Here is a 23,305-nt window from a genome sequence, read left to right as displayed (position 1 = left end):
ATAATGTTAAGCACCACACAAAACATTAGGAGGATACAGAATATGCGTCAAACTCATTATAACATAAAAAGAAAAAAAGGAAAACACTTAACTCTAGAAGATAGAAAAATCATAGCTCATTTATATAATAAGCAAGGAAAAAATTATACTGAGATAGCCCGAGAGATGAACAGCCATAGAACCACTATTAGTAGAGAAATTAAAAAAGGAATTACAATCCTAAAGGACTACATGTGGAGAGATAAGGGAGAATATATTCCTGAGATAGCTCAGGGTGTATATGATACTAATGCATCAGCAAAAGGGCCTAAACTTAAAATAGGAAAAAACTTTGATTTAGCAAGTTTTATAGAAGAAAAAATTAAAGAGAAATATTCACCAGAAGTAATAGCATTAATGATTGATGAAAGTGATAAATTTGATATATCAATTCATTGGAAAACAATTTATAATTATATAGATCAAGGGATATTACAGATTGAAAGAAATAACTTAATCTATGGTGAATATAGAAAGAAAAAAAGGAAGCCGAAAGAGAGTCAAAGAACAAAAAATCATAAACAAAACAGGACAATAAGAGACCGACCAAATGAAGCAGATAAGCGGCAAGAGGTTGGACATTGGGAGATGGATTTAGTTGAAGGTAGAAAGGGCAAGAATGAACCATATTTACTTGTATTGAGTGAAAGAACAAGTCGTAAAGAGATAATAGAATTAATTCCAAATAAAACCCAGGAATCAGTGATAAAAGGCCTAGATAGAATTGAGCGACGCCATGGAGTAGTTAAATTTAGAAAGATATTTAAAACAATTACAACAGACAATGGGTCTGAATTTAAAGATTATGAGGGTATTGAAGAGTCTTTTACAGGGAGTAGTATTCCTAGGACAAAACAGTATTATTGTGATGCATACTGCAGCTGGCAAAGAGGAACAAATGAGAACATAAATAAGATGATCCGTAGGTTTCTACCCAAAGGAATTAGCTTCAAAGGATTAACCAGAAATAAAGTTAAAAGAATACAAGAATTTATAAATACCTACCCGAGAAAAATCTTTGAGTTCAAAACGTCTAGAGAAATATTTAAGGAAAAGACATTTAATGTTGCTTAACATATATTAACAAATATTGAAGATGAAAATATTTTAAAAAACCGTGCATTTTAACTTGCAATTAATAAGATCAGGAGAGGTAAAAATTATCTTGACAAGCAGATTTAATTATGATAACATTATTAATTGTCGATACATAGGTTGATAAAATGGTTGTTTTATGCTTAGAGCTTAAATACCTGGGGTTTTATTGGAAAAATAGTGCATAATAAAATAGATTAGCAATTATGTTTATAAATCTTATCTCAATAATAAATGTATATATATAATCTCTTAGGTTTATACTATAAATATAGATTTTTTTGTAATTTTAATTAACAAGTTAATATTAAGACTTGATTCCTTATAGATGTTTAACCAGCGGGCTTTATAAACCTGCTTTAAATAATATTATAAGAAGAGTTTTCCTGGGGGTGCAAAAATGGCAAATGTTTTAAAGAGGAAGAGATATAGTTTTGCCAAAATCAAAGATGCACAGGTTGTGCCTGATTTAATAAGGACACAACTTAATTCGTATGAATGGTTTCTGGAACAGGGATTAAAAGAGGTCTTTAATGAAATAACACCAATTGAAGATTTTTCGGAAAATTTAATCCTGGAATTTGTAGATTATTATCTGGATGAACCGGATTATCAGATTGATGAATGCCGTGACAGGGATGCTACCTATTCGGCTCCCTTACAGGTAAAAGTAAGATTAATTAATAAGGAGACAGGTGAGGTAAAAGAGCAGGAAGTCTTTATGGGGGACTTCCCTTTAATGACTGATAAGGGGACATTTATAATTAATGGAGCAGAAAGGGTTGTTGTCAACCAGTTGATCCGTTCTTCAGGTGTTTATTTTGATGAAGAAAGGACCAAGGATGGTCGCAGGCTTATTTCTGCTAACCTTATTCCTAACAGGGGTGCCTGGATAGAATTTGAATATGATAAAAAGAGAATTGTTTCAGTGAGGGTAGATAGAACAAGAAAGATGCCTTCTACTGTCTTATTTAGGGCCCTTGGTTATGGTAGTGATGCAGAATTACTTGATATTTTTGATAATTATGAGGTTATTCAGGATACTATTGAAAGGGATAATACTGATTCAGAAGATGAGGCCTTAATTGAATTATATAAAAGGCTTAGACCTGGTGAACCGCCGACAGTAGAGAGTTCGAAGAATCTAATAAACTCCCTTTTCTTTGACCCTAAACGGTATGATATGGCTGCAGTTGGTAGATACAAACTAAATAAAAAACTCAAGTTGGATATTGATCCTGCCAGGAGATGCCTTGATAAGAGAGATATCGTGGAAACAGTTAGATATCTTCTTAAGTTAATTGATAATCACCCGGAATTTAATATAGATGATATTGATCACCTGGGTAATAGAAGGTTAAAGACGGTTGGGGAATTATTGCAGAACCAGTTTAGAATTGGTTTATCAAGAATGGAGAGGGTAGTAAAAGAGAGGATGACAATTCAGGATATAGATGTTGTTACACCTCAAGCCCTGATAAATACCCGTCCGGTTGTTGCTTCTATTCAGGAGTTTTTTGGTAGTAGTCAGTTATCACAATTTATGGACCAAACCAATCCCCTCTCTGAACTGACACATAAACGTCGTTTGAGTGCACTTGGTCCTGGAGGTTTAAGTAGGGACAGGGCTGGCTTTGAAGTTAGGGATGTTCACCATTCTCATTATGGTAGGATCTGTCCTATTGAGACACCTGAAGGACCAAACATTGGGCTGATTGGTTCTATGGGGTCATATGCCCGTACAAATGAATTTGGGTTTTTAGAGACTCCTTACCGCAAAGTTATTGATGGAAAAGCAACCGATGAGATTGAGTATTTAACAGCTGATGAAGAAGATAATTATACTGTTGCCCAGGCCAATGAACCTATAGATGAGGGTGGTAACTTTAAACATGAGTTTGTTCTGGCCAGACGCAGGGGCGAGATATTAGAAGCATTACCCCAAAATGTCGATTATATGGATGTCTCACCAAAACAACTTGTTGGTGTATCCGCTGCCTTAATACCCTTTCTGGAAAATGATGATGCTAATAGGGCCTTAATGGGTGCTAATATGCAGAGACAGGCTGTTCCCTTATTAATTCCTGATGCACCTATTGTGGGTACGGGAATGGAATATAAGAGTGCTAAAGATTCTGGTGCCGTTATTGTTGCTAAAAACTCTGGAACCGTTGTTAAGGTATCAGGTGATAAGGTTTTGATCAAAACAGATGAGGGTAATGTTGATAGTTACAAATTACTTAAGTTTAAACGTTCTAATCAGGGTAGTTGTGTCAATCAACGCCCTATTGTCCGTAAGGGGGATGTAGTAGAAGCCGGTGATATTATTGCTGATGGACCCTCAACTAATAAAGGAGAGCTTGCTTTAGGCCGTAATACATTAATCGCTTTTATGCCTTGGGAAGGTTATAATTACGAGGACGCTATTTTGATCAGTGAAAGACTTGTTAAAGAAGATGCTTTTACCTCTGTCCATATTGAGGAACATGAAGCTGAAGCCCGGGATACTAAACTGGGTCCGGAGGAAATAACCAGGGATATCCCTAATGTAGGGGAATCAGCCCTTAAGAATCTTGACGAAAGGGGTATTATCCGTGTTGGAGCAGAGGTAAAAGAGGGCGATATACTGGTTGGTAAGGTCACACCAAAGGGTGAGACAGAGTTGTCTGCTGAAGAAAGATTACTCAGGGCTATTTTTGGTGAAAAGGCCAGAGAGGTCCGGGATACTTCTTTGAAGGTGCCGCATGGTGAAGAAGGTATTGTAGTTGATGTTAAAGTCTTTTCCCGCGAAAATGGTGATGAATTAAAACCAGGTGTAAATAGACTTGTACGGGTTTATATTGCTACTAAACGGAAAATTTCTGTTGGTGATAAAATGGCAGGTCGTCACGGGAATAAGGGTGTTATCTCCAGGATACTACCTGAAGAAGATATGCCGTTCATGCCCAATGGAGAACCTGTTGAGATAGTTCTTAACCCACTTGGTGTTCCCTCCAGAATGAATATTGGTCAGGTGCTGGAGACCCATTTAGGAATGGCGGCCAAGGCACTTGGTTTATATATTGAAACACCAGTCTTTAATGGTGCCCGTGAAGATGAGGTGGAGGATAAACTGGAGGAAGCTGGTCTCAGCCGTGATGGTAAAACGGTTCTTTACGATGGGCGAACAGGTGAGCCTTTTGATAAAAGAGTAACTGTTGGTTATATGTATATCCTTAAACTACATCACCTGGTTGATGATAAAATACATGCCCGTTCAACAGGACCGTATTCACTTGTTACCCAGCAGCCGCTTGGCGGTAAAGCCCAGTTTGGTGGTCAGCGTTTTGGTGAAATGGAGGTGTGGGCACTGGAGGCCTATGGTGCTGCCTATACCTTGCAGGAGATGTTAACAGTCAAGTCTGATGATGTTGTCGGTAGGGTGAAGACATATGAGGCTATTGTTAAAGGTGAAAATGTGCCTGAACCCGGTATACCGGAATCCTTCAAGGTTTTAATAAAAGAAATGCAGAGTCTGGGGTTAGATGCCAAGATATATACTGAGGATGAAGAGGAATTACAGATAGCTGAGGAAGATGATGATTTTAATGATACAGCTAAAAAGCTTGGTTTAGATATGGATTTAACTAATGACTCTGATGAGGAAGAAGAATAAATTATAGAAAGGGGAGAATGACCCTTGTTCAACGTTAATAATTTTGATTCAATGAAAATTAGTGTTGCCTCTCCAGAACAGATTCGCGACTGGTCAAGGGGGAAGTTAAAAAACCCGAAACTATAAATTATAGAACATTAAAACCGGAAAAGGATGGGCTTTTCTGTGAAAAGATATTCGGCCCGACCAAGGATTATGAGTGTCATTGTGGTAAATATAAAAGGGTGAGGTATAAAGGAGTTGTCTGTGACCGCTGTGGTGTAGAAGTAACCCGTTCCAAGGTCCGCCGTGAACGCATGGGTCATATTGAATTAGCGGCTCCGTGTACCCATATATGGTATTTTAAAGGCATTCCTAGTCGCTTGGGTTTAATACTTGACATGTCACCAAGGGCATTGGAAAAGGTTATTTATTTTGTCTCCTATATTGTAATAGACCCAGGGGAAACCCCATTAAGTGAGAAACAGTTACTAAATGAGAGTGAATATAGAGAGGCATACAGTAAATATGGTAATAGTTTCAAAGCTGAGATGGGGGCAGAAGCAGTACGGAAATTACTTACTAAAATAGATATAAATAATGAGGTTAAGATGCTTAAAAAGGAGGTTAAGGAATCAACTGGGCAGCGCCGCAAAAGGGCCATCAGGAGATTAGAGGTCCTTGATGGGTTAAATAATTCATCAATTAATCCCTCTTGGTTGGTCTTAAATGTTATCCCGGTAATTCCCCCTGACCTTAGACCAATGGTCCAGCTTGATGGGGGTAGGTTTGCAACCTCTGATTTGAATGACTTATACAGGCGTGTTATTAACCGTAATAATAGATTGAAGAGATTACTTGATCTGGGAGCACCTGAAATTATTATTAGAAATGAAAAGAGAATGCTGCAGGAAGCAGTTGATGCCTTGATTGATAATGGTAGGAGGGGTAGACCGGTTACAGGTGCCGGGAACCGTCCGCTCAAATCACTAAGTGATATGTTGAAAGGTAAACAGGGCCGTTTCCGTCAGAACCTGCTCGGTAAAAGGGTAGATTATTCAGGGAGATCTGTTATTGTAGTAGGACCGGATTTGCAACTCCATCAGTGTGGTCTACCTAAAAAGATGGCTTTAGAGCTTTTTAAACCATTTGTCATGAAAGGCCTGGTTGATAAAGGCTTAGCACATAATATAAAGAATGCCAAGCGGATGGTTGAGAATGTAAATGATGAGGTGTGGGGTGTACTGGAAGAGGTTATTCAGGACCATCCTGTCTTACTGAACAGGGCTCCTACTTTACATAGACTCGGTATTCAAGCCTTTGAGCCGATACTGGTTGAAGGTAAGGCCATTAAACTACATCCCCTGGTCTGTACTGCCTATAACGCTGATTTTGATGGTGATCAGATGGCGGTTCATGTTCCTTTATCCGCTGAAGCCCAGACAGAGGCCAGGTTATTAATGTTATCAACTACCAATCTATTGACACCATCTGATGGACATCCAATCACAGTCCCTACCCAGGATATGGTTCTGGGTATATATTACCTGACAACTGTTACAGAGGGAGCAGTTGGGGAAGGTAAAGAGTTTTCCTCTGCCTCCGAGGCGATTAAGGCCTATGATACAGGCAAGGTTAATCTACAGGCCAATGTCAAGGTTAGGTTAGATGGGAAAATAATCGAGACGTCAATCGGTCGGGTTATTTTTAATGAGGCCCTACCGGCAGAAATGGAATATATAAATGAACAGATTGGTAAAAGTGGACTTGGCGAGATGATCTCTGACCTGCAGGAGAGGTTTGGAAATACCAAAACAGCCCGTGCTCTGGATAATATCAAGGCCTTAGGCTATGATTTTGCTACTCGTTCAGGGATATCGATTGCTGTAAGTGATGCTGCTATCCCTGCCAGTAAAGAAGATATATTAAATAGGGCTGAAGAAGAGGTTCATAATATAGAGCAGCACTACCGCAGAGGGGCTATTACTGATAATGAAAGATACCAAAAAGTAGTAGACATCTGGAATAAGGCTAAAGATGATGTGACGAATGCTTTAATTGCTCATCTAGAAAAAGACAATAATATTTCTGTCATGGCTGATTCTGGTGCCCGTGGTAATAGATCGCAGATATCACAGCTGGCTGGTATGCGTGGGTTAATGGCAGATCCTTCAGGTCGGATACTTGATGTTCCTATTCGCTCAAGTTTCCGGGAAGGATTAAATGTTATGGAGTTTTTCATATCAACCCATGGTGCCAGAAAGGGTCTGGCTGATACAGCTATCAGGACAGCTGATTCCGGTTATTTAACCAGACGTCTGGTTGATGTTTCGCAGGATGTGATTATCAGGGAAGATGACTGTGGAACAGAACAGAGCACTTTGGTAGAGTCTATTGGCGGCAAGGGTAAAGAGGCTATTGAGACCCTGGCTGAAAGATGTATTGGTAGAACTGCCGCTGAAGATATTATTCATCCCATAACAGGAGAGTTTATTGTAGAAAGAAATGAAGTAATTTCACGTGACAGTATGAAAGAAATTGATCAGGCAGGTATTGAAGCAGTAAAAATCAGGTCTGTCTTAAACTGTGAAAGCAAACATGGGGTTTGCCGCAAGTGTTATGGTAGAAACCTGGCTACTGGTAAATTAGTTGATATTGGTGAATCAATTGGAATAATAGCAGCTCAGTCAATTGGTGAACCGGGGACACAGCTCACCATGCGTACCTTCCATACTGGAGGTGTTGCTGGGGATGATATCACCCAGGGTCTACCCAGGGTAGAAGAGTTGTTTGAAGGTAGGACACCTAAGGGTCAGGCGATTATTACTGAAAAAACTGGTTATGTTAAAATAATCAGTAAGAAAAATAGCCGCCGGATTGTTATTGAAGATGATGACGGTAAGAAAAAAACCTATCAGATTCCATATGGTTCTCAGATAAGCGTAAAAGATGGGCAGATGGTCTATGCAGGTGATAAATTGACTGAAGGGCCTATGGATCCTAGTGTTTTATTAAAGGTTAAAGGAGAGAGTGAGGTACAAAATTATCTCCTGGAAGAGGTTCAAAATGTTTACCGTTCACAGGGTGTTGAGATAAATGATAAACATATTGAGGTTATTATTAGACAGATGATGAGGAAGCTTAAGATTATTAAACCAGGGGATACAGATTTTCTGCCTGGAAGTCTGGTAAATAGGTATGAGGTAAGAGAAGTTAATCGTAAGATAGCTGAAAATGGTGGTCAGACCGCCACATATAAGTCGGAATTGCTTGGTATTACTAAGGCTTCACTGGCAACAGATAGTTTTCTATCTGCTGCTTCCTTCCAGGAAACAACAAGGGTCTTAACAGAATCCTCGCTGGAAGGTAAGGTTGATTCATTAATGGGATTAAAGGAAAATGTTATTATTGGGCAGTTAATACCGGCAGGTACTGGTATGAGGCGTTACCGTTCTATTGATATGCTTGATGAGAATGAGCTGCCTATGGAAAATTTAATAGATGAGATTGTTGAAGAAGCAGAGTGATAGTAGTTTAAGTATTGCTATTCATAGAGGCGGGGGGTAAAAACCCCCCGTATAGTATGTCTGATATTTTAATTAGTATTAATAATACTAATTAAATAAATTTTTGTTGACATAGACTGGTAAAGGTGTTAAAATACTTAAGTGTGTGTTAGTAAAAGATGTCTTCAGGAGGAGATGTAATGGTACTGACAGAGCTGGCCAAACAGAAGAATAAAGTTGTTGGTACAAAGCAGACATTACATGTCATTAATAATGGTAAAGCAGCTAAAATATTTATTGCTGAAGATATTGATAAACATATAAAGACTAAACTTATAGAGGCAAGTAGAAAGAATAATTTATCAGTAGAAAAGGTTGAGAGCAAGTTAAAACTGGGCAGGGCTTGTGGTATAGATGTTTCAGCTGCTTGTGCTGCATTATTGAAATAACTGGAAGGAGGTGTGCTTATGCCAACAATTAGTCAATTAGTCCGTAAGGGTCGTAAAAAGGTTAGTAAGAAAAAATCTGCACCTGCTTTACAGAATTCACCGCAGAAGAGAGGGGTCTGTACCAGGGTTTATACGGCAACCCCTAAAAAACCTAACTCAGCCCTTAGAAAGGTAGCCCGTGTAAGATTAACTAACGGGATTGAAGTTACTGCATATATCCCTGGGATTGGACATAATTTACAGGAACACTCTGTTGTTCTTGTACGCGGCGGAAGGGTTAAAGACTTGCCTGGTGTAAGGTATCATATTGTTAGAGGTGCCCTTGATACTGCCGGTGTTGATGACCGCAAACAGGGAAGATCTAAATATGGAGTAAAGAGACCTAAGTAAAGGAGGGAAGCTAGATGCGCAAAAATAGAGCTGAAAAGAGAGAGGTATTAGCTGATCCTGTATATAATGATATAATTGTCACCCGAATGATTAATAAAATTATGCTGGACGGCAAAAAGAGTATTGCCGAAAGTGTATTTTATGATGCCATTGATCAGATTAAAGAAAATACTGATGAAGAGGGTATTGAGGTTTTAAAAAAGGGATTAGAAAATATTATGCCAGTTTTAGAGGTTAAATCAAGGCGTGTTGGTGGTTCTAACTACCAGGTGCCTGTTGAGGTAAATGATCGCAGGCGTTTAAGTCTTGCTATCCGCTGGTTAACTGAATCTGCCCGTAACAGGGGAGAGCGTACCATGACTGAAAGGTTTGCCAATGAGATAATAGATGCAGCTAATAATACTGGTGGTGCTGTTAAGAAAAAAGAAGAAGTACACCGCATGGCTGAAGCTAATAAGGCATTTGCTCATTATAGATGGTAGTATTAGATATATATAAGATTATAACTATAAGAAGGGAGGGGGAAATAGATGGCCCGTCAATTTCCGCTTAATAAAACTCGTAATATTGGTATTATGGCTCATATAGATGCTGGGAAAACTACAACCACTGAGAGGATCCTTTATTATACAGGAAGGGTCCATAAGATGGGAGAAGTTCATGATGGAGCCGCTGTAATGGACTGGATGGAGCAAGAACAGGAGCGGGGCATAACTATTACCTCAGCAGCGACTACCTGTCAATGGAAGGAAAATCGTATAAATATTATAGATACGCCCGGACACGTGGACTTTACTGTAGAGGTTGAAAGGTCACTCCGTGTTCTTGATGGTGCTATTGCATTATTTTGTTCTGTAGGTGGTGTTGAACCCCAGTCGGAGACTGTCTGGCGGCAGGCTGATAAATATAAAGTCCCCAGAATTGCTTTTGTAAATAAAATGGATAGAATGGGTGCTGATTTTTACCAGGTCTTAGATATGATGAAAGAGAGATTAGGTGCTAATGCAGTACCATTTCAACTCCCTATTGGTAAGGAAGATGATTTTAGAGGTGTTATCGATCTTGTTAATATGGATGCAGTCATATATGAAGATGATCTTGGTGTAAACTATGAAAGGACAGCTATCCCTGAGGAATACCAGGAAAAGGCTGAAGAATACAGAGAAAACCTAATAGAATCCCTGGCAGAAAAAAATGATGAATTAATGATGAAATATCTTGAAGGTGAAGAGATTAAGGCTGAAGACTTGAAGGATATTATCAGGGAAGAGGTTATTAATGTTAGTTTGATTCCTGTTTATTGTGGCTCTGCTTTTAAAAATAAGGGTGTTCAATTATTACTTGATTCTATTATTGACTATTTACCTTCACCACTGGATGTACCTCCAGTTGAAGGAATAGACCCCAATAGTGAAGAGGAAGCAGTCAGGAAAGCTAGTGATGATGAACCTTTTTCTGCCCTGGCCTTTAAAATTATGGCAGACCCTTATGTAGGAAAACTGGCCTTTTTCAGGTCATATTCAGGTGTACTTGAGGCTGGTTCATATGTTTTTAACTCAACCAAAGGTAAGAGAGAGAGGGTTGGACGTATTTTGCAGATGCATGCTAATCACCGTGAAGAAAGAGATTCTGTTCATGCTGGTGACCTGGCTGCAGCTGTAGGTTTAAAAAACACTACTACTGGGGATACACTTTGTGATGAAGATAATCCCATTATATTAGAGGCAATGGAATTCCCTGAACCAGTTATTGATGTAGCTATTGAACCGAAGAGTAAAGCTGACCAGGATAAACTTGGTATGGCATTACAGCGTCTGGCTGAAGAGGATCCTACTTTCAAAGTTAAGACTGATGAAGAAACTGGTCAGACTATTATTAAGGGGATGGGTGAATTACACCTGGAGATAATAGTTGACCGTCTATTAAGGGAATTTAAAGTTGATGCCAATATTGGTAAACCACAGGTTGCTTATCGTGAGACAATATCTAAAAAGGTAAATGGTGTCCATGGTAAATTTGTTCGTCAGTCTGGTGGTCGGGGGCAATATGGTCATGTAGTTATTGATATTGAACCACTCGGTGAAGGTGGAGGCTTTGAATTTGAAAATAATATTGTTGGTGGTTCGATTCCACGGGAATACATTCCTGCTGTTGAGTCTGGTATCATAGAAGCTATGGAAAATGGTGTTCTAGCTGGTTATCCAATGGTTGACCTGAAGGTTAGCTTAAATGATGGTAGTTATCATGAGGTTGATTCTTCAGAAATGGCCTTTAAAATTGCTGGTTCAATAGGATTTAAAGAGGCAGCCAAAAAGGCTAGACCTGTGATTCTAGAGCCTGTTATGAAGGTTGAGGTTGTTGTTCCAGAAGAATACATGGGTGATGTTATTGGTGACCTTAATGGACGCCGTGGACAGGTACAGGGTATGGAGCCGAGGGCAACAGCCCAGGTTGTAAAGTCATTTGTACCCTTATCTGAGATGTTTGGATATGCAACAGATCTGCGTTCTAAAACACAGGGGCGTGCTACCTATACAATGCAGTTCTCTCATTATGAACCTGCACCTAAGAGTATTGCAGAAGAAATTATGGGAGACTAATCAATAAATCTGACTGTTTAAAAATTATATATTTTAATATTTTAAGGAGGAATTTTGTAATGGCAAAGCAAAAGTTTGAAAGGACAAAACCACATGTAAATATCGGTACAATAGGTCATGTTGACCATGGTAAGACAACATTAACAGCAGCAATAACAACAGTACTGTCTAACTTTGGTGGAGCAGAGGTAAGGGCATTTGATACAATTGATAATGCACCAGAAGAAAGAGAAAGAGGAATCACCATAGCGACAGCTCATGTTGAATATGAGACCGAAGCAAGGCATTATGCCCATGTTGACTGTCCAGGACATGCTGACTATGTAAAGAATATGATTACAGGTGCAGCCCAGATGGATGGAGCTATTCTGGTAGTATCTGCAGCAGATGGACCAATGCCCCAGACCAGAGAGCATATTCTGCTGGCTCGTCAGGTAGGAGTACCAAATATAGTAGTATTCTTAAACAAAGCAGATATGGTTGATGATGAAGAGTTAATAGAATTAGTAGAGATGGAAGTTAGAGAACTATTAAGTGAATATGACTTTCCAGGTGATGAGATACCAGTAGTAGTAGGTTCTGCCTTAAAGGCTCTGGAAAATGGAGACCCGGAAGGGGAATGGGGCTCCAAGATTATAGAGTTGATGAATGAGGTAGACAGCTATATTGAACAACCAGAAAGAGAAACAGACAAACCCTTCCTGATGCCTGTTGAAGATGTCTTTAGTATAACTGGGCGTGGGACAGTAGCGACAGGTAGAGTGGAAAGAGGGGCCCTGCATCCAGGAGATGAAGTAGAGATAATAGGGATCAAAGATACAGAAAAGACAGTAGTGACAGGAGTAGAGATGTTCCGGAAACTGTTAGATGAAGCAGTAGCCGGGGATAATATAGGAGCCCTATTAAGGGGAGTAAAGAGGGAAGATATTGAACGGGGACAGGTATTAGCAGCCCCAGGAAGTATAACCCCGCATACAAAATTCAAGGCAGAGGTATATGTTTTATCGAAAGAAGAGGGAGGAAGGCACACCCCATTCTTTAATGGATACAGGCCACAGTTTTACTTCAGGACAACAGATGTTACTGGTATAATCACTCTACCAGAAGGAGTAGAAATGGTAATGCCTGGAGATAATATAGAGATGGTAGGTGAACTGATAACCCCGATTGCTATGGAAGAGGGTTTAAGGTTTGCTATCCGTGAAGGCGGCCATACAGTAGGTGCCGGTGTTGTAACCGACATTATTGAGTAAATAGTTAGAAAAAGCGAGGAGCATTTTCTCCTCTCTTTTTCTATGTTTCTGAATATAGATTTTCACCCGAGAAGGAGGGAAGAATATGGCTAAACACGAAAAGATACGAATTCGTTTAAAGGCATTTGAACATGAACTGCTGGATCAATCAGCCCAGAAGATAGTAAATACAGCCCAGAGGACCGGTGCCAATGTATCAGGTCCTGTACCACTTCCGACAGAAAAAGAAGTATATACTGTCTTGCGTTCACCACATGTTCATAAAGACTCCAGGGAGCAGTTTGAAATGCGTACCCATAAAAGATTAATAGATATAGTTGACCCTAACTCGAAGACTGTTGATGCATTAATGAGATTGGATTTACCAGCAGGTGTAAATATAGAGATTAAGCTATAATTGTCAGGAGGTGTAAGAGACGTGGCTAAAGGAATTATCGGCAAGAAAGTTGGAATGACCCAGGTGTTTAATGATGACGGAACTGCTGTTGTGGTAACTGTCATTGAGGCCGGGCCATGTATTGTAACACAGAAGAAAACAGAAGAAACCGATGGTTATAATGCAATTCAGCTTGGTTTTGGGGATAAGGCTGAATTCAGGACAAATAAACCGGAAAAAGGTCATTTTGATAGGGCAGATGTAACACCCAAGAAATACTTGAAAGAACTCAGGGATTTTGAAATGGATGTTAATGAAGGTGATGAATTAACTGTAGAACAGTTTGCAGATGGTGAACTTGTAGATATAACAGGTATCTCCAAAGGTAAGGGTTTTGCTGGAACCATTAAAAGGCACAATTTCCAGCGTGGACCTGAGACCCATGGTTCACATTCACATAGGGCACCTGGTTCTATCGGGGCAACAGATGCAGCGCGTGTTTTTAAAGGCCAGAAACTCCCAGGAAGAATGGGTTATGACCGGGTAACTATTCAGAACCTGGAAATAGTAAAGGTAGATACCGACCGAAATTTGTTATTGGTTAAAGGCTCTGTGCCAGGCCCTAATAAAGGTATAGTCTGGATCAAAGATGCTGTAAAGGTATCAAATTAGTTAATTTAGTTGTGGAAAGGGGGAATTAGCGATGCCGCAGATAGCTAAATATGATACAACTGGTAAAGAGGTTGGAAATATAGATTTAGCTGATAGTATATTTAATGATGATATAAATGAACATGTAGTTCACGAGGTTATTAATGCCCAGCTGGCTGGTAGGAGACAGGGAACTGCCTCAACAAAAACAAGAGGTGAAGTACGCGGTGGTGGTCGTAAACCATGGCGTCAAAAAGGTACCGGTCGGGCCAGACATGGTAGTATCCGTTCACCACTCTGGGTAGGCGGTGGTACTGTTTTTGGACCAAAACCTCGTTCATACAATAAGTCGCTCAACAAGAAGGTTAAAAAAATTGCTTTAAGGTCGATTTTAAGTGATAAGGTTCAAAGTGATAGTGTACTGGTAATTGATGAACTTGAATTTGTTAAACCACAGACAAAACAGATGGTTGAAATTCTAGATAACTTCAATCTTGGGGAGGCAAAGGTATTAATCATTATCCCGGAAAAAGATGAGAATGTCTATCTCTCAGTACGTAATATACCTGGGGTAAAAACCTTGCTTGTAAGTTCATTGAATGCTTATGATTTACTCAACAATGACTTTATTATTATTACAAAAGAGGCTGTTGCGAAGATTGAGGAGGTGTTGGCTAAATGAAGGACTCGAGGGATGTAATTATTTCTCCTATTATCTCTGAAAAAAGTATGGATTTAATAGAAGAGAATAATACCTATACATTTAAAGTTGCCCGGAAAGCCAACAAAGTTGAAATTAGAAATGCCATTGAAGATATCTTCAATGTTCAGGTATTAAAGGTTAATACCATGAATGTTTCTGGTAAGAAAAGGAGAATGGGTTTCAAAGAAGGAAGAACCCCTGCCTGGAAAAAAGCTATGGTTAAACTAGCTGCAGGTGATAGACTAGAAATTTTTGAAGGTATGTAATTTGAAAAAAAGTTGTAAAATATAAATTGTTCAAGGATAAGGAGGGAAAGATAATGGCGATTAAGAAGTTTAAACCGACTACTCCTTCCAGACGATATATGACAGTTTCAAGTTTTTCTGAAATAAGTAGAACTAAACCTGAAAAGAGCCTGCTGGCTCCATTAAAAAAGTCTGGTGGACGTAATGTTGATGGTAGAATAACTACCCGCCATAAGGGTGGTGGCCATAAACGCCGTTACCGTATGATTGATTTTAAGCGTAACAAAGATGGCGTACCTGCATTGGTTAGTACTATTGAATATGATCCAAACAGGTCAGCCAGGATTGCCCTTTTGAAATATGCAGATGGTGAGAAACGTTATATTTTAGCTCCAAATAAACTTAGTGTTGGAGAAACTGTAATGTCTGGTGAAAATGCCGATATAAAACCTGGTAATTCCCTTAAATTAAAGGATATACCGGTTGGTACTATAATTCATAATGTTGAATTAAGTCCAGGTAAAGGTGGACAGTTAGCCAGGTCAGCAGGGACAATGGCGCAGATTATGGCTAAGGAAGGGAAGTATGCCCATATTAAACTCCCTTCCGGGGAAGTACGCCTGGTTAGAATGGATTGTAAAGCAACTATTGGTCAGGTAGGTAACATAGACCATGAGAATATTACTGTTGGTAAAGCAGGTAGGTCTCGTTGGAAAGGTAAAAGACCAACTGTTCGTGGTGTTGTTATGAACCCACATGACCATCCACATGGTGGTGGTGAAGGCAAGTCGCCAGCAGGACGTCATCCAGTTACACCCTGGGGTAAACCTACAATGGGTAAAAAGACCAGGAAAACCAAGAAATCTGATCGTTATATTGTGCGTTCACGCCATGCTAAAAAACGGTAAACATCGAAAGGAGGGTTTATATTGGGTAGGTCTTTAAAGAAGGGACCTTTTGTAGAAGAGAGCCTTATTGCCAAGATCAGGGAAATGAATGAAAAAGATAAAAAAAGTGTTATTAAAACCTGGTCAAGGAGTTCTACAATATTTCCTGAAATGGTAGGTCATACTATTGCCGTTCATGATGGAATAAAACATGTTCCTGTATATATAACAGAGGATATGGTTGGACATAAATTGGGAGAGTTTGCTCCGACCCGTAAATTCAGGGGTCATGGTCATCATACAGAGCGCTCCACATCGTTAAAATAAAATTGTGTAAGGTAAAGGGGGGTTATTAATGGAGGCTAAAGCTGTTGCCAGATATGTACGGATTTCCCCGCGGAAAGCAAGACTGGTTGTTGATTTAATTAGAGGGAAAAATATTGGTGAGGCCGTTGGTATTTTAAGAAATACGCCCAAAAAGGCTTCTCAATTGGTAGAAAAGGTATTAAACTCAGCTGTTGCTAATGCAGAGAATAACCATGATATGTTAGCAGATGATTTATATGTTAAAGAAGCTTATGTAGATGAAGGCCCAGCCATGAAAAGATGGCGCGCCCGTGCCCAGGGTCAGGCAAGTATGATCAAAAAGAGAACAAGTCACATTTCGATAATTGTAAGTGAAAAAAAGGAGGGATAAATTTTGGGTCAAAAAATCCATCCCCATGGTCTTCGTGTTGGTGTGATAAAGGAATGGGATGCCAAATGGTATGCTGATAAAAAAGATTATTCACAGCTTTTACAGGAAGATCTGGAGATAAGAAATCATGTTAAAGAAAAGATGTTTGATGCCGGTATCTCACGAGTAGTAATCGGTAGAGCTGCCAATCAGTTGAAATTGGATATTTATACTGCACGTCCTGGCATGGTAATTGGACGCGGAGGGTCTGAAGTAGATAGTTTAAGGCAGGAAATTGAAAAGATGACCGGTAAGAAGGTTCAGATAAATGTTGTTGAAGTAAACAATCCTGATCTAGATGCCCAGCTGGTTGCTGAAAATATTGCCTCCCAGTTGGAAAGAAGGGTATCATTTCGACGGGCAATGAAACAGGCCATGAATCGATCGATGAGAATGGGTGCTGAAGGATTTAAGGTTCAAAGTAGTGGACGTCTTGGTGGTGCTGAAATGGCCAGGACTGAGGGTTATAATGAAGGCAGTGTACCATTGCATACTTTAAGAGCTGATATAGATTATGGTTTTTCTGAAGCAAATACCACCTATGGGAAAATAGGTGTTAAGGTTTGGATTAATAAAGGTGAAATACTACCAGAAGTAGATAATGACTAATTGGCTATAAAGTTATATAAGGGAAAGGAGGCCTTTAGATGTTAATACCAAAGAGAGTAAAACATCGTAAGCAACATCGAGGTCGAATGAAAGGAAAGGCGATTCGAGGAACCGAGATTTCTTTTGGTGAATTCGGATTACAGGCACTTGAGCCTGGTTGGATTACAAACAGGCAGATTGAAGCTGCCCGTGTTGCGATGACCAGATCAATAAAAAGGGGAGGTAAGGTCTGGATTAAGATCTTCCCTGATAAACCTGTAACTGCAAAACCAGCTGAAACCCGTATGGGTAGTGGTAAAGGTGCCACAGAAAAATGGGTGGCTGTAGTAAAACCCGGTAGGATTATGTTTGAAATAGCCGGTGTTAGTGAAGAATTAGCCAGTGAAGCCATGAGATTGGCAGCTCATAAATTGCCTATCAAAACTCATTTCGTTAAAAGGGAAGAAATGGATGGTGATTCTAATGAGGGCTGATGAATTAAGAGATATGACCAAAGTAGAACTTGATCAAAAATTACAGGAATTTAAAGAAGAGTTATTTAATCTAAGGTTTCAACATGCGACGGCACAACTTGATAACCCCATGCGTATTAAAGAGGTTAAGCGTAATATTGCCCGGGTAAAGACTGTGTTGCGTGAAATGGAACTCGGTATTAAGAGGGCATAGGGAGGAGGTCAAAGATGGTCGAGCTAAGAAACAAAAGGAAATCATTAGTTGGCATAGTAGTCAGCGATAAAATGGATAAAACAGTGAGTGTTGCTGTAGAAAAAAGGACCCAGCATCCTCTTTACAAACGCACAGTAAAAAAGACCAATACCTTTAAAGCTCATGATGAGGAAAATGAATGTAGAGAAGGGGATAAGGTTAAGATTATGGAAACACGCCCTTTAAGCAAAACCAAGAGATGGCGTGTGGTCGATATTGTCGAAAAAGCCAAGTAATTTCCCCTGTAGAAAGGAGGAATTTTGATGATTCAGTCTGAAAGCCGTTTGAAGGTTGCGGATAACACCGGGGCACGTGAACTCTTATGTGTTAAAGTCTTAGGTGGTTCAAGGAAACGTTATGCTAAAATTGGTGATGTAATTGTTGCAACTGTTAAGGAAGCCATTCCTGGTGGTATGGTTAAAAAGGGTGATGTTGTTAAAGCAGTAGTAGTTAGGACAAAAAAGGAATTAAAACGTTCTGATGGTTCTTATATTAGATTTGATGAAAATGCTGCAGTTATTATTGACAAACAAAATAACCCACAAGGGACTCGTATATTTGGGCCTGTAGCCCGGGAATTAAGGAATAAAAACTATATGAAAATAATCTCCTTAGCACCTGAGGTTTTGTAAAGGGGGGAGTATCATGAGAATAAAAAAAGGTGATAAAGTAGAGGTAATCGCTGGTAAAGATAAAGGAAAACGCGGTAAAGTACTGAGTGTTATTCCTAAAGAAGAGCGAGTGATAGTTGAGGGTGTTAATATTCTTCACCGTCACATGCGTCCGACACAGGATATGCCTCAGGGCGGTATTATAGAAAATGAAGGTTCTATTCATTTATCTAATGTACAATTAGTTTGTCCGCGTTGTGATGAAAGAACTAGATTTGCTGCAGGATATTTAGATGACGGCAGTAAAGTAAGGGTTTGTAAAAAATGTGGTGAAGATATAGATAAGTAGTTTGAAAGGGGGTATACTAAATGCCTGAATTAGCTACTCAATATAAAGAAGAGATTGTTCCAAAGCTTGTTGAGGAGTTTAATTATCAAAGTGTAATGGCTGTACCAAAACTTGAGAAAGTTGTTGTTAATGTTGGTCTAGGAGATGCTAAAGAAGATCAGAAATTACTGGACATAGTAGTAGATGAAATTGCTGTAATTACCGGACAAAAACCTACTATAACAAGGGCAAAGAAGTCTGTTGCCAATTTTAAAATCCGTGAAGGTATGCCGATTGGTGTAAAAGTAACCCTACGTGGAAATCAAATGTATGAATTTCTTTATAAGGTAATAAATATTACCCTTCCACGTATTAGAGACTTCAGGGGTGTTTCTTCTAAGTCATTTGACGGTAGAGGAAATTACAGTCTGGGGATTAGAGAGCATACTGTTTTTCCGGAAATAAGTGTTGATAATGTTGATACAGTACACGGGCTTGAGATTACTATTGTTACTTCAGCAGAGACTGATGAAGAGGCACATGCACTGTTAAAAATGATGGGAATGCCTTTTAAAGAAGAATAGGGTTAAATTTGGTCCCTAATAATATATTTTAATTAGAACAGTAAGGGGGTAATAAAGAAGTGGCTCGTAAAGCTTTAGTAGAAAAGGCCAATAAAGAACCTAAATATTCAACACGCACTGTAAATAGATGTAAACGATGTGGTAGACCACGTGGGTATATCCGCAAATTCGATCTCTGTCGGATCTGTTTTCGGGAATTGGCTCATAAAGGTGAACTACCAGGAGTAAAGAAAGCAAGCTGGTAAACTGGAAGGAGGTTTGTAAGTTGAATATTACTGATCCTATTGCAGATATGTTGACGCGTATCAGGAATGCGAATAGTACAGACAAGAATAGTGTAGATATACCTGCTTCAAAGCTGAAAATAAATATTGCTGAGCTTTTAAAGGAAGAAGGGTTTATCAATGACTATAAAGTTATAGAAAATGGTCCTCAAAATACTATCAGGGTTTATCTTAAATATGGCGAAAATGGGGAAAAGGTTATTTCTGGTTTGAAAAGGATAAGCAAGCCTGGTCTGAGGGTTTATGTTAAAAAAGATGAGATACCTAGAGTACTTGGTGGACTTGGTATAGCTGTTATCTCTACCTCAAAGGGTTTAATGACTGACAAGAATGCCCGTAATGATAAGGTTGGGGGAGAAGTCCTCTGTTATGTCTGGTAGATAAACCTGTATGATGTGGATAGATGCTTGTTAACTAAAATTTTCACATATGGAGGTGAAAGGAATGTCCCGTATTGGAAGATTGCCGATTGATATTCCAGAAGGAGTAACACTTAAACAAGATGAGAATAAATTAACTGTCAAAGGGCCTAAGGGTGAACTTAGTAAAGAATTTAGTCCTTTGATTACTATAAATATTACAGATGACCAGGTTATTGTTGAACGGTCTTCAGATAATAGGGAAGACAGGTCATTACACGGTTTAACCAGGAGTCTAATTGAAAGTATGATAACTGGGGTTACAGAAGGGTTTGCAAAGAAATTAGAGATGGTTGGTGTTGGTTATAATGCTAAACTAAAAGGTAAAGACCTGGAATTAGAGGTTGGGTATTCACACCCTGTTATTATTAAAACAGAGGGCCAAATAGAATTTGAAGTAGATAAAAATACCAATATAACTGTCAAGGGTATTGATAAACAGTTAGTTGGTGAAATGGCTGCTAAAATCAGGTCAGTTAGAGAACCTGAGCCGTATAAAGGAAAGGGCATAAAATATGTTGATGAACACATCAGACGTAAAGTTGGTAAAACAGGTTAATGGAAGGGAGTGAATGGTATGGGTAAAATGACCCCGAGAAAAAAACGTCATAAGAGGATTAGAAATAATGTATTGGGGACTCCAGAAAAACCAAGAATGAATATATATAGGAGTTCTAAAAACATCTATGTTCAAATAATTGATGATTTATCTGGCCATACCCTGGTTGCTGCTTCTTCCCTTGACCCGGCTGTGAAAGATTCTATCGAATACGGTGGTAATAAAGAAGCAGCCAAGTTAGTCGGTGAGCTTGCTGCAGAAAGGGCCTTGGAAGAAGGTATCAAGACAGTTGTCTTTGATCGTGGTGGTTATAAATACCACGGCAGGGTAAAAGAAGTAGCGGAAGCGGCTAGAGAGAAGGGTTTAAATTTTTAGCAAGAAGGAGGCGAATTCATGAAGATTATTGATCCCGATAAATTAGATCTTGAAGAACGTGTTGTCAATATAAACCGTGTTGCGAAAGTTGTTAAGGGTGGCCGTAATTTCAGCTTTAGTGCCCTTGTTGTTGTTGGGGATGGTAATGGCCATGTGGGTGCTGGTATCGGGAAAGCCAATGAAGTACCTGAAGCTATTCGTAAAGGTATTGATGATGCTAAAAAGAAGTTAGTGGAGGTTCCGATTGTTGAGACTACTATCCCACATGAGGTGACCGGCCAATTTGGTGCAGGTTCAGTACTGCTAAAACCGGCTGCTCCTGGTACTGGTGTTATTGCAGGTGGTCCGGTAAGAGCGGTAATAGAATTAGCTGGTATTAGTGATATTTTGACTAAATCACTGGGCTCAACTAACCCGATAAATATGGTAAATGCAACAATTACTGGGCTTGGCGAATTAAAAAAAGTTGAAGAAGTTGCTAAATTGAGAGGTAAAACTGTAGAAGAAATCCTTGGGTAATAAGGAGGTGGACAAATGAATCTGCATGATTTGAAACCTAATAAAGGTTCTAAAAAGAAACGCAAACGTGTAGGTCGTGGTATAGGCTCTGGAAGAGGTTATACTTCAGGACGTGGTGCAAATGGTCAAAATGCCCGTTCTGGTGGTGGAGTTAGACCTACTTTTGAGGGTGGTCAGACACCCCTGTTCAGACGTTTACCAAAAAGGGGATTTACCAATATTCACAAAAAAGAATTTAATGAGGTAAATGTTTATCAACTAAATAAATTCGATAAAAATGAAGAAGTAACCCCGGAGAGATTACTTGAGTCTGGTGTTATTAATAAAATAGCTAAATCAGGGGTAAAGATCCTTGGTGATGGCGAGATTGAAAAGGCACTGGTTGTCAAAGCCAATGCTTTCACAAAGTCGGCTAAGGAAAAAATAGAGGGAGCTGGCGGAAAGGCAGAGGTGATTTAAGGTGTTATCTGCTCTAGGCAATGCCTTTAAGGTAAAAGAATTACGGAAGAAAATTTTATTTGTTATTTCTATGATGGTTGTCTACCGCCTGGGTGCTTTTATCCCTGTTCCGGGGGTAAATATAGCTACTTTGAGGGAACAGCTATTTGGCGGTGGAGTTGGAAATGTGTTTGATTTTCTCGATCTTTTTGCTGGTGGTGCATTGAGGAATTTTACAATTTTTGCTATGAGTATTACACCTTATATTACCGCCTCTATTATCCTGCAGCTGTTAACAGGTGTTATTCCTGCTTTAAAGAAATTACAGCAAGAAGGTAATGAGGGTAAAAAGAAAATGACACAGTATACCAGATACGGTACTATTGTTCTGGCTTTAATTCAGGGATATGGAATAACCATGTATGTAAAACCGGCAGTAGAAGACCCTAATTTTTTTAATTTGTTTTTAATTGTTATTAGCCTTACAGCAGGAACTGCTTTTTTAATGTGGTTAGGTGAACAGATAACTGATAAGGGAATAGGTAATGGTATTTCAATAATAATCTTCACCTCAATTATTTCTCGTTTTCCCGGGGATATCTGGCAGACTTTGAAATTGGTCAGAGCTGGTTCAATATCAATTTTAAATGTACTGATATTTGCTGTTCTGGCTTTAGTGATAATTGCTGGCATTATCTTTATCCAGCAGGGTGAAAGGAGAATCCCTGTACAGTATTCTAAAAGGATTGTAGGGAGAAGGGTTTATGGGGGAAGGAATACCCATATTCCATTAAAAATAAATCAGGCAGGTGTTATCCCTGTTATTTTTGCATCCTCAGTATTAATGTTTCCAACTGTTATTGCCCAGGTCCTTCCTTTTGGTTGGGCACAGGGATTAGCTGATATACTGGCACCTGGTCAGCCATTCTATTTATTTTTATATGCACTGATGATTTTCTTCTTTACTTACTTCTGGACTGCTTTTACCTTTGACCCAGAAGATGTAGCGGAAAATATGAAAAAATATGGTGGTTTTATACCAGGAATCAGGCCAGGTAAAGCTACAGTAAATTATCTAGAAAGGGTAGTGCTCAGGGTAACTTTGGCCGGGGCGATGTTTTTGACATTTATCGCCTTATTACCTTTTATTATTCGTCCGCTTACTGGTGTAGCAATAAGTTTTGGTGGTACATCACTTCTAATTATGACAGGTGTAGCCTTACAGACAATGCAGCAGATTGAATCACATCTTTTGATGAGACATTATGAAGGTTTTATGAAGTAGGCATATGGAGTAAAAGGGGGAGGAT

Annotated in this window: 28 protein-coding genes and 1 pseudogene; all 29 read left to right on the top strand. The window is 39.2% G+C overall.

All coding sequences use genetic code 11. The features are described from left to right. The first annotated feature begins 42 nt into the window (after window positions 1-42). The 29 genes and pseudogenes from D7D81_RS19155 to secY all read left to right on the top strand — a co-directional run bounded on the left by D7D81_RS19155 (window position 43) and on the right by secY (window position 23,280). On the top strand, window positions 43-1,113 hold the full coding sequence (locus D7D81_RS19155; RefSeq protein WP_125991731.1) for an IS30 family transposase: 1,071 nt from the start codon (window positions 43-45) through the stop codon (window positions 1,111-1,113). Window positions 1,114-1,534: 421 nt separating this feature from the next. Further along, window positions 1,535-4,789, top strand: coding sequence for a DNA-directed RNA polymerase subunit beta (gene rpoB, locus D7D81_RS19150; RefSeq protein WP_125991729.1), 3,255 nt, complete (start codon window positions 1,535-1,537; stop codon window positions 4,787-4,789). A gap of 24 nt (window positions 4,790-4,813) precedes the next feature. Further along, a pseudogene (gene rpoC, locus D7D81_RS19145) lies at window positions 4,814-8,295 on the top strand (DNA-directed RNA polymerase subunit beta'). A gap of 158 nt (window positions 8,296-8,453) precedes the next feature. Then, a complete protein-coding gene (locus D7D81_RS19140; RefSeq protein ID WP_286169976.1) occupies window positions 8,454-8,723 on the top strand; it encodes a ribosomal L7Ae/L30e/S12e/Gadd45 family protein in 270 nt (89 codons plus the stop codon). An 18-nt stretch (window positions 8,724-8,741) separates the two neighbouring features. Continuing rightward, window positions 8,742-9,113, top strand: coding sequence for a 30S ribosomal protein S12 (rpsL, locus tag D7D81_RS19135; protein ID WP_125991726.1), 372 nt, complete (start codon window positions 8,742-8,744; stop codon window positions 9,111-9,113). A gap of 14 nt (window positions 9,114-9,127) precedes the next feature. Next, a complete protein-coding gene (rpsG, locus tag D7D81_RS19130; RefSeq protein WP_125991724.1) occupies window positions 9,128-9,595 on the top strand; it encodes a 30S ribosomal protein S7 in 468 nt (155 codons plus the stop codon). 48 nt (window positions 9,596-9,643) lie between these two features. Continuing rightward, entirely contained in the window at window positions 9,644-11,713 is a 2,070-nt protein-coding gene (fusA, locus tag D7D81_RS19125; RefSeq protein WP_125991722.1) for an elongation factor G, read from the top strand. A 59-nt stretch (window positions 11,714-11,772) separates the two neighbouring features. Beyond that, window positions 11,773-12,966: an elongation factor Tu gene (gene tuf / locus D7D81_RS19120; protein WP_125991720.1), complete on the top strand. Its 1,194-nt coding sequence runs from the start codon at window positions 11,773-11,775 to the stop codon at window positions 12,964-12,966. Window positions 12,967-13,051: 85 nt separating this feature from the next. Next, entirely contained in the window at window positions 13,052-13,363 is a 312-nt protein-coding gene (gene rpsJ, locus D7D81_RS19115) for a 30S ribosomal protein S10 (protein WP_125991718.1), read from the top strand. A gap of 21 nt (window positions 13,364-13,384) precedes the next feature. Continuing rightward, window positions 13,385-14,014: a 50S ribosomal protein L3 gene (gene rplC, locus D7D81_RS19110; protein ID WP_125991716.1), complete on the top strand. Its 630-nt coding sequence runs from the start codon at window positions 13,385-13,387 to the stop codon at window positions 14,012-14,014. A 31-nt stretch (window positions 14,015-14,045) separates the two neighbouring features. Next, window positions 14,046-14,675, top strand: a complete 630-nt coding sequence (gene rplD, locus D7D81_RS19105; protein WP_125991714.1) for a 50S ribosomal protein L4 — start codon at window positions 14,046-14,048, stop codon at window positions 14,673-14,675. After that, a complete protein-coding gene (gene rplW / locus D7D81_RS19100; RefSeq protein WP_125991712.1) occupies window positions 14,672-14,962 on the top strand; it encodes a 50S ribosomal protein L23 in 291 nt (96 codons plus the stop codon). Before rplD ends, rplW begins: the two co-directional genes overlap by 4 nt. Before the next feature lie 53 nt (window positions 14,963-15,015). Beyond that, the gene (gene rplB / locus D7D81_RS19095; protein WP_125991710.1) at window positions 15,016-15,849 is read left to right on the top strand and encodes a 50S ribosomal protein L2; all 834 of its coding nucleotides are present in this window, start codon (window positions 15,016-15,018) and stop codon (window positions 15,847-15,849) included. 21 nt (window positions 15,850-15,870) lie between these two features. Next, window positions 15,871-16,155, top strand: coding sequence for a 30S ribosomal protein S19 (gene rpsS / locus D7D81_RS19090; protein WP_125991708.1), 285 nt, complete (start codon window positions 15,871-15,873; stop codon window positions 16,153-16,155). Between the two features lie 28 nt (window positions 16,156-16,183). Further along, a complete protein-coding gene (gene rplV / locus D7D81_RS19085) occupies window positions 16,184-16,525 on the top strand; it encodes a 50S ribosomal protein L22 (RefSeq protein ID WP_125991706.1) in 342 nt (113 codons plus the stop codon). Window positions 16,526-16,528: 3 nt separating this feature from the next. Further along, window positions 16,529-17,173, top strand: a complete 645-nt coding sequence (rpsC, locus tag D7D81_RS19080) for a 30S ribosomal protein S3 (protein ID WP_125991705.1) — start codon at window positions 16,529-16,531, stop codon at window positions 17,171-17,173. Between the two features lie 38 nt (window positions 17,174-17,211). Next, window positions 17,212-17,646 (top strand): 50S ribosomal protein L16, encoded by a 435-nt coding sequence (gene rplP, locus D7D81_RS19075; RefSeq protein WP_125991704.1) that lies wholly within the window; start codon window positions 17,212-17,214, stop codon window positions 17,644-17,646. Then, window positions 17,636-17,839: a 50S ribosomal protein L29 gene (gene rpmC, locus D7D81_RS19070; protein WP_125992400.1), complete on the top strand. Its 204-nt coding sequence runs from the start codon at window positions 17,636-17,638 to the stop codon at window positions 17,837-17,839. Before rplP ends, rpmC begins: the two co-directional genes overlap by 11 nt. A gap of 14 nt (window positions 17,840-17,853) precedes the next feature. After that, window positions 17,854-18,114 (top strand): 30S ribosomal protein S17, encoded by a 261-nt coding sequence (gene rpsQ / locus D7D81_RS19065; RefSeq protein WP_125991703.1) that lies wholly within the window; start codon window positions 17,854-17,856, stop codon window positions 18,112-18,114. Between the two features lie 27 nt (window positions 18,115-18,141). Then, window positions 18,142-18,510, top strand: a complete 369-nt coding sequence (gene rplN, locus D7D81_RS19060; protein WP_125991701.1) for a 50S ribosomal protein L14 — start codon at window positions 18,142-18,144, stop codon at window positions 18,508-18,510. A gap of 13 nt (window positions 18,511-18,523) precedes the next feature. Next, window positions 18,524-18,838, top strand: coding sequence for a 50S ribosomal protein L24 (gene rplX / locus D7D81_RS19055; protein WP_125991699.1), 315 nt, complete (start codon window positions 18,524-18,526; stop codon window positions 18,836-18,838). 20 nt (window positions 18,839-18,858) lie between these two features. Continuing rightward, the gene (gene rplE, locus D7D81_RS19050; protein WP_125991697.1) at window positions 18,859-19,401 is read left to right on the top strand and encodes a 50S ribosomal protein L5; all 543 of its coding nucleotides are present in this window, start codon (window positions 18,859-18,861) and stop codon (window positions 19,399-19,401) included. A 59-nt stretch (window positions 19,402-19,460) separates the two neighbouring features. Next, window positions 19,461-19,646, top strand: a complete 186-nt coding sequence (locus D7D81_RS19045) for a type Z 30S ribosomal protein S14 (protein WP_125991695.1) — start codon at window positions 19,461-19,463, stop codon at window positions 19,644-19,646. Between the two features lie 20 nt (window positions 19,647-19,666). After that, the gene (gene rpsH, locus D7D81_RS19040) at window positions 19,667-20,065 is read left to right on the top strand and encodes a 30S ribosomal protein S8 (protein WP_125991693.1); all 399 of its coding nucleotides are present in this window, start codon (window positions 19,667-19,669) and stop codon (window positions 20,063-20,065) included. A gap of 64 nt (window positions 20,066-20,129) precedes the next feature. After that, window positions 20,130-20,663 (top strand): 50S ribosomal protein L6, encoded by a 534-nt coding sequence (rplF, locus tag D7D81_RS19035; protein ID WP_125991691.1) that lies wholly within the window; start codon window positions 20,130-20,132, stop codon window positions 20,661-20,663. A gap of 18 nt (window positions 20,664-20,681) precedes the next feature. Then, entirely contained in the window at window positions 20,682-21,038 is a 357-nt protein-coding gene (rplR, locus tag D7D81_RS19030) for a 50S ribosomal protein L18 (RefSeq protein WP_125991689.1), read from the top strand. Between the two features lie 18 nt (window positions 21,039-21,056). Then, window positions 21,057-21,557 carry a 30S ribosomal protein S5 gene (gene rpsE, locus D7D81_RS19025; protein WP_125991687.1) on the top strand — a complete coding sequence of 167 codons (501 nt, stop codon included), beginning with the start codon at window positions 21,057-21,059 and terminating at the stop codon, window positions 21,555-21,557. Between the two features lie 15 nt (window positions 21,558-21,572). Next, a complete protein-coding gene (rplO, locus tag D7D81_RS19020) occupies window positions 21,573-22,016 on the top strand; it encodes a 50S ribosomal protein L15 (RefSeq protein ID WP_125991685.1) in 444 nt (147 codons plus the stop codon). 1 nt (window position 22,017) lies between these two features. Then, window positions 22,018-23,280, top strand: a complete 1,263-nt coding sequence (gene secY, locus D7D81_RS19015; RefSeq protein WP_125991683.1) for a preprotein translocase subunit SecY — start codon at window positions 22,018-22,020, stop codon at window positions 23,278-23,280. Window positions 23,281-23,305: the final 25 nt, after the last annotated feature.

This window comes from Halocella sp. SP3-1 (genome assembly GCF_003953885.1).
GTDB lineage: Bacteria > Bacillota > Halanaerobiia > Halanaerobiales > DTU029 > Iocasia > Iocasia fonsfrigidae.
The sequence above is the reverse complement of the archived record's forward strand: the minus strand, read 5'-3'. Positions and strand labels throughout refer to the sequence as shown.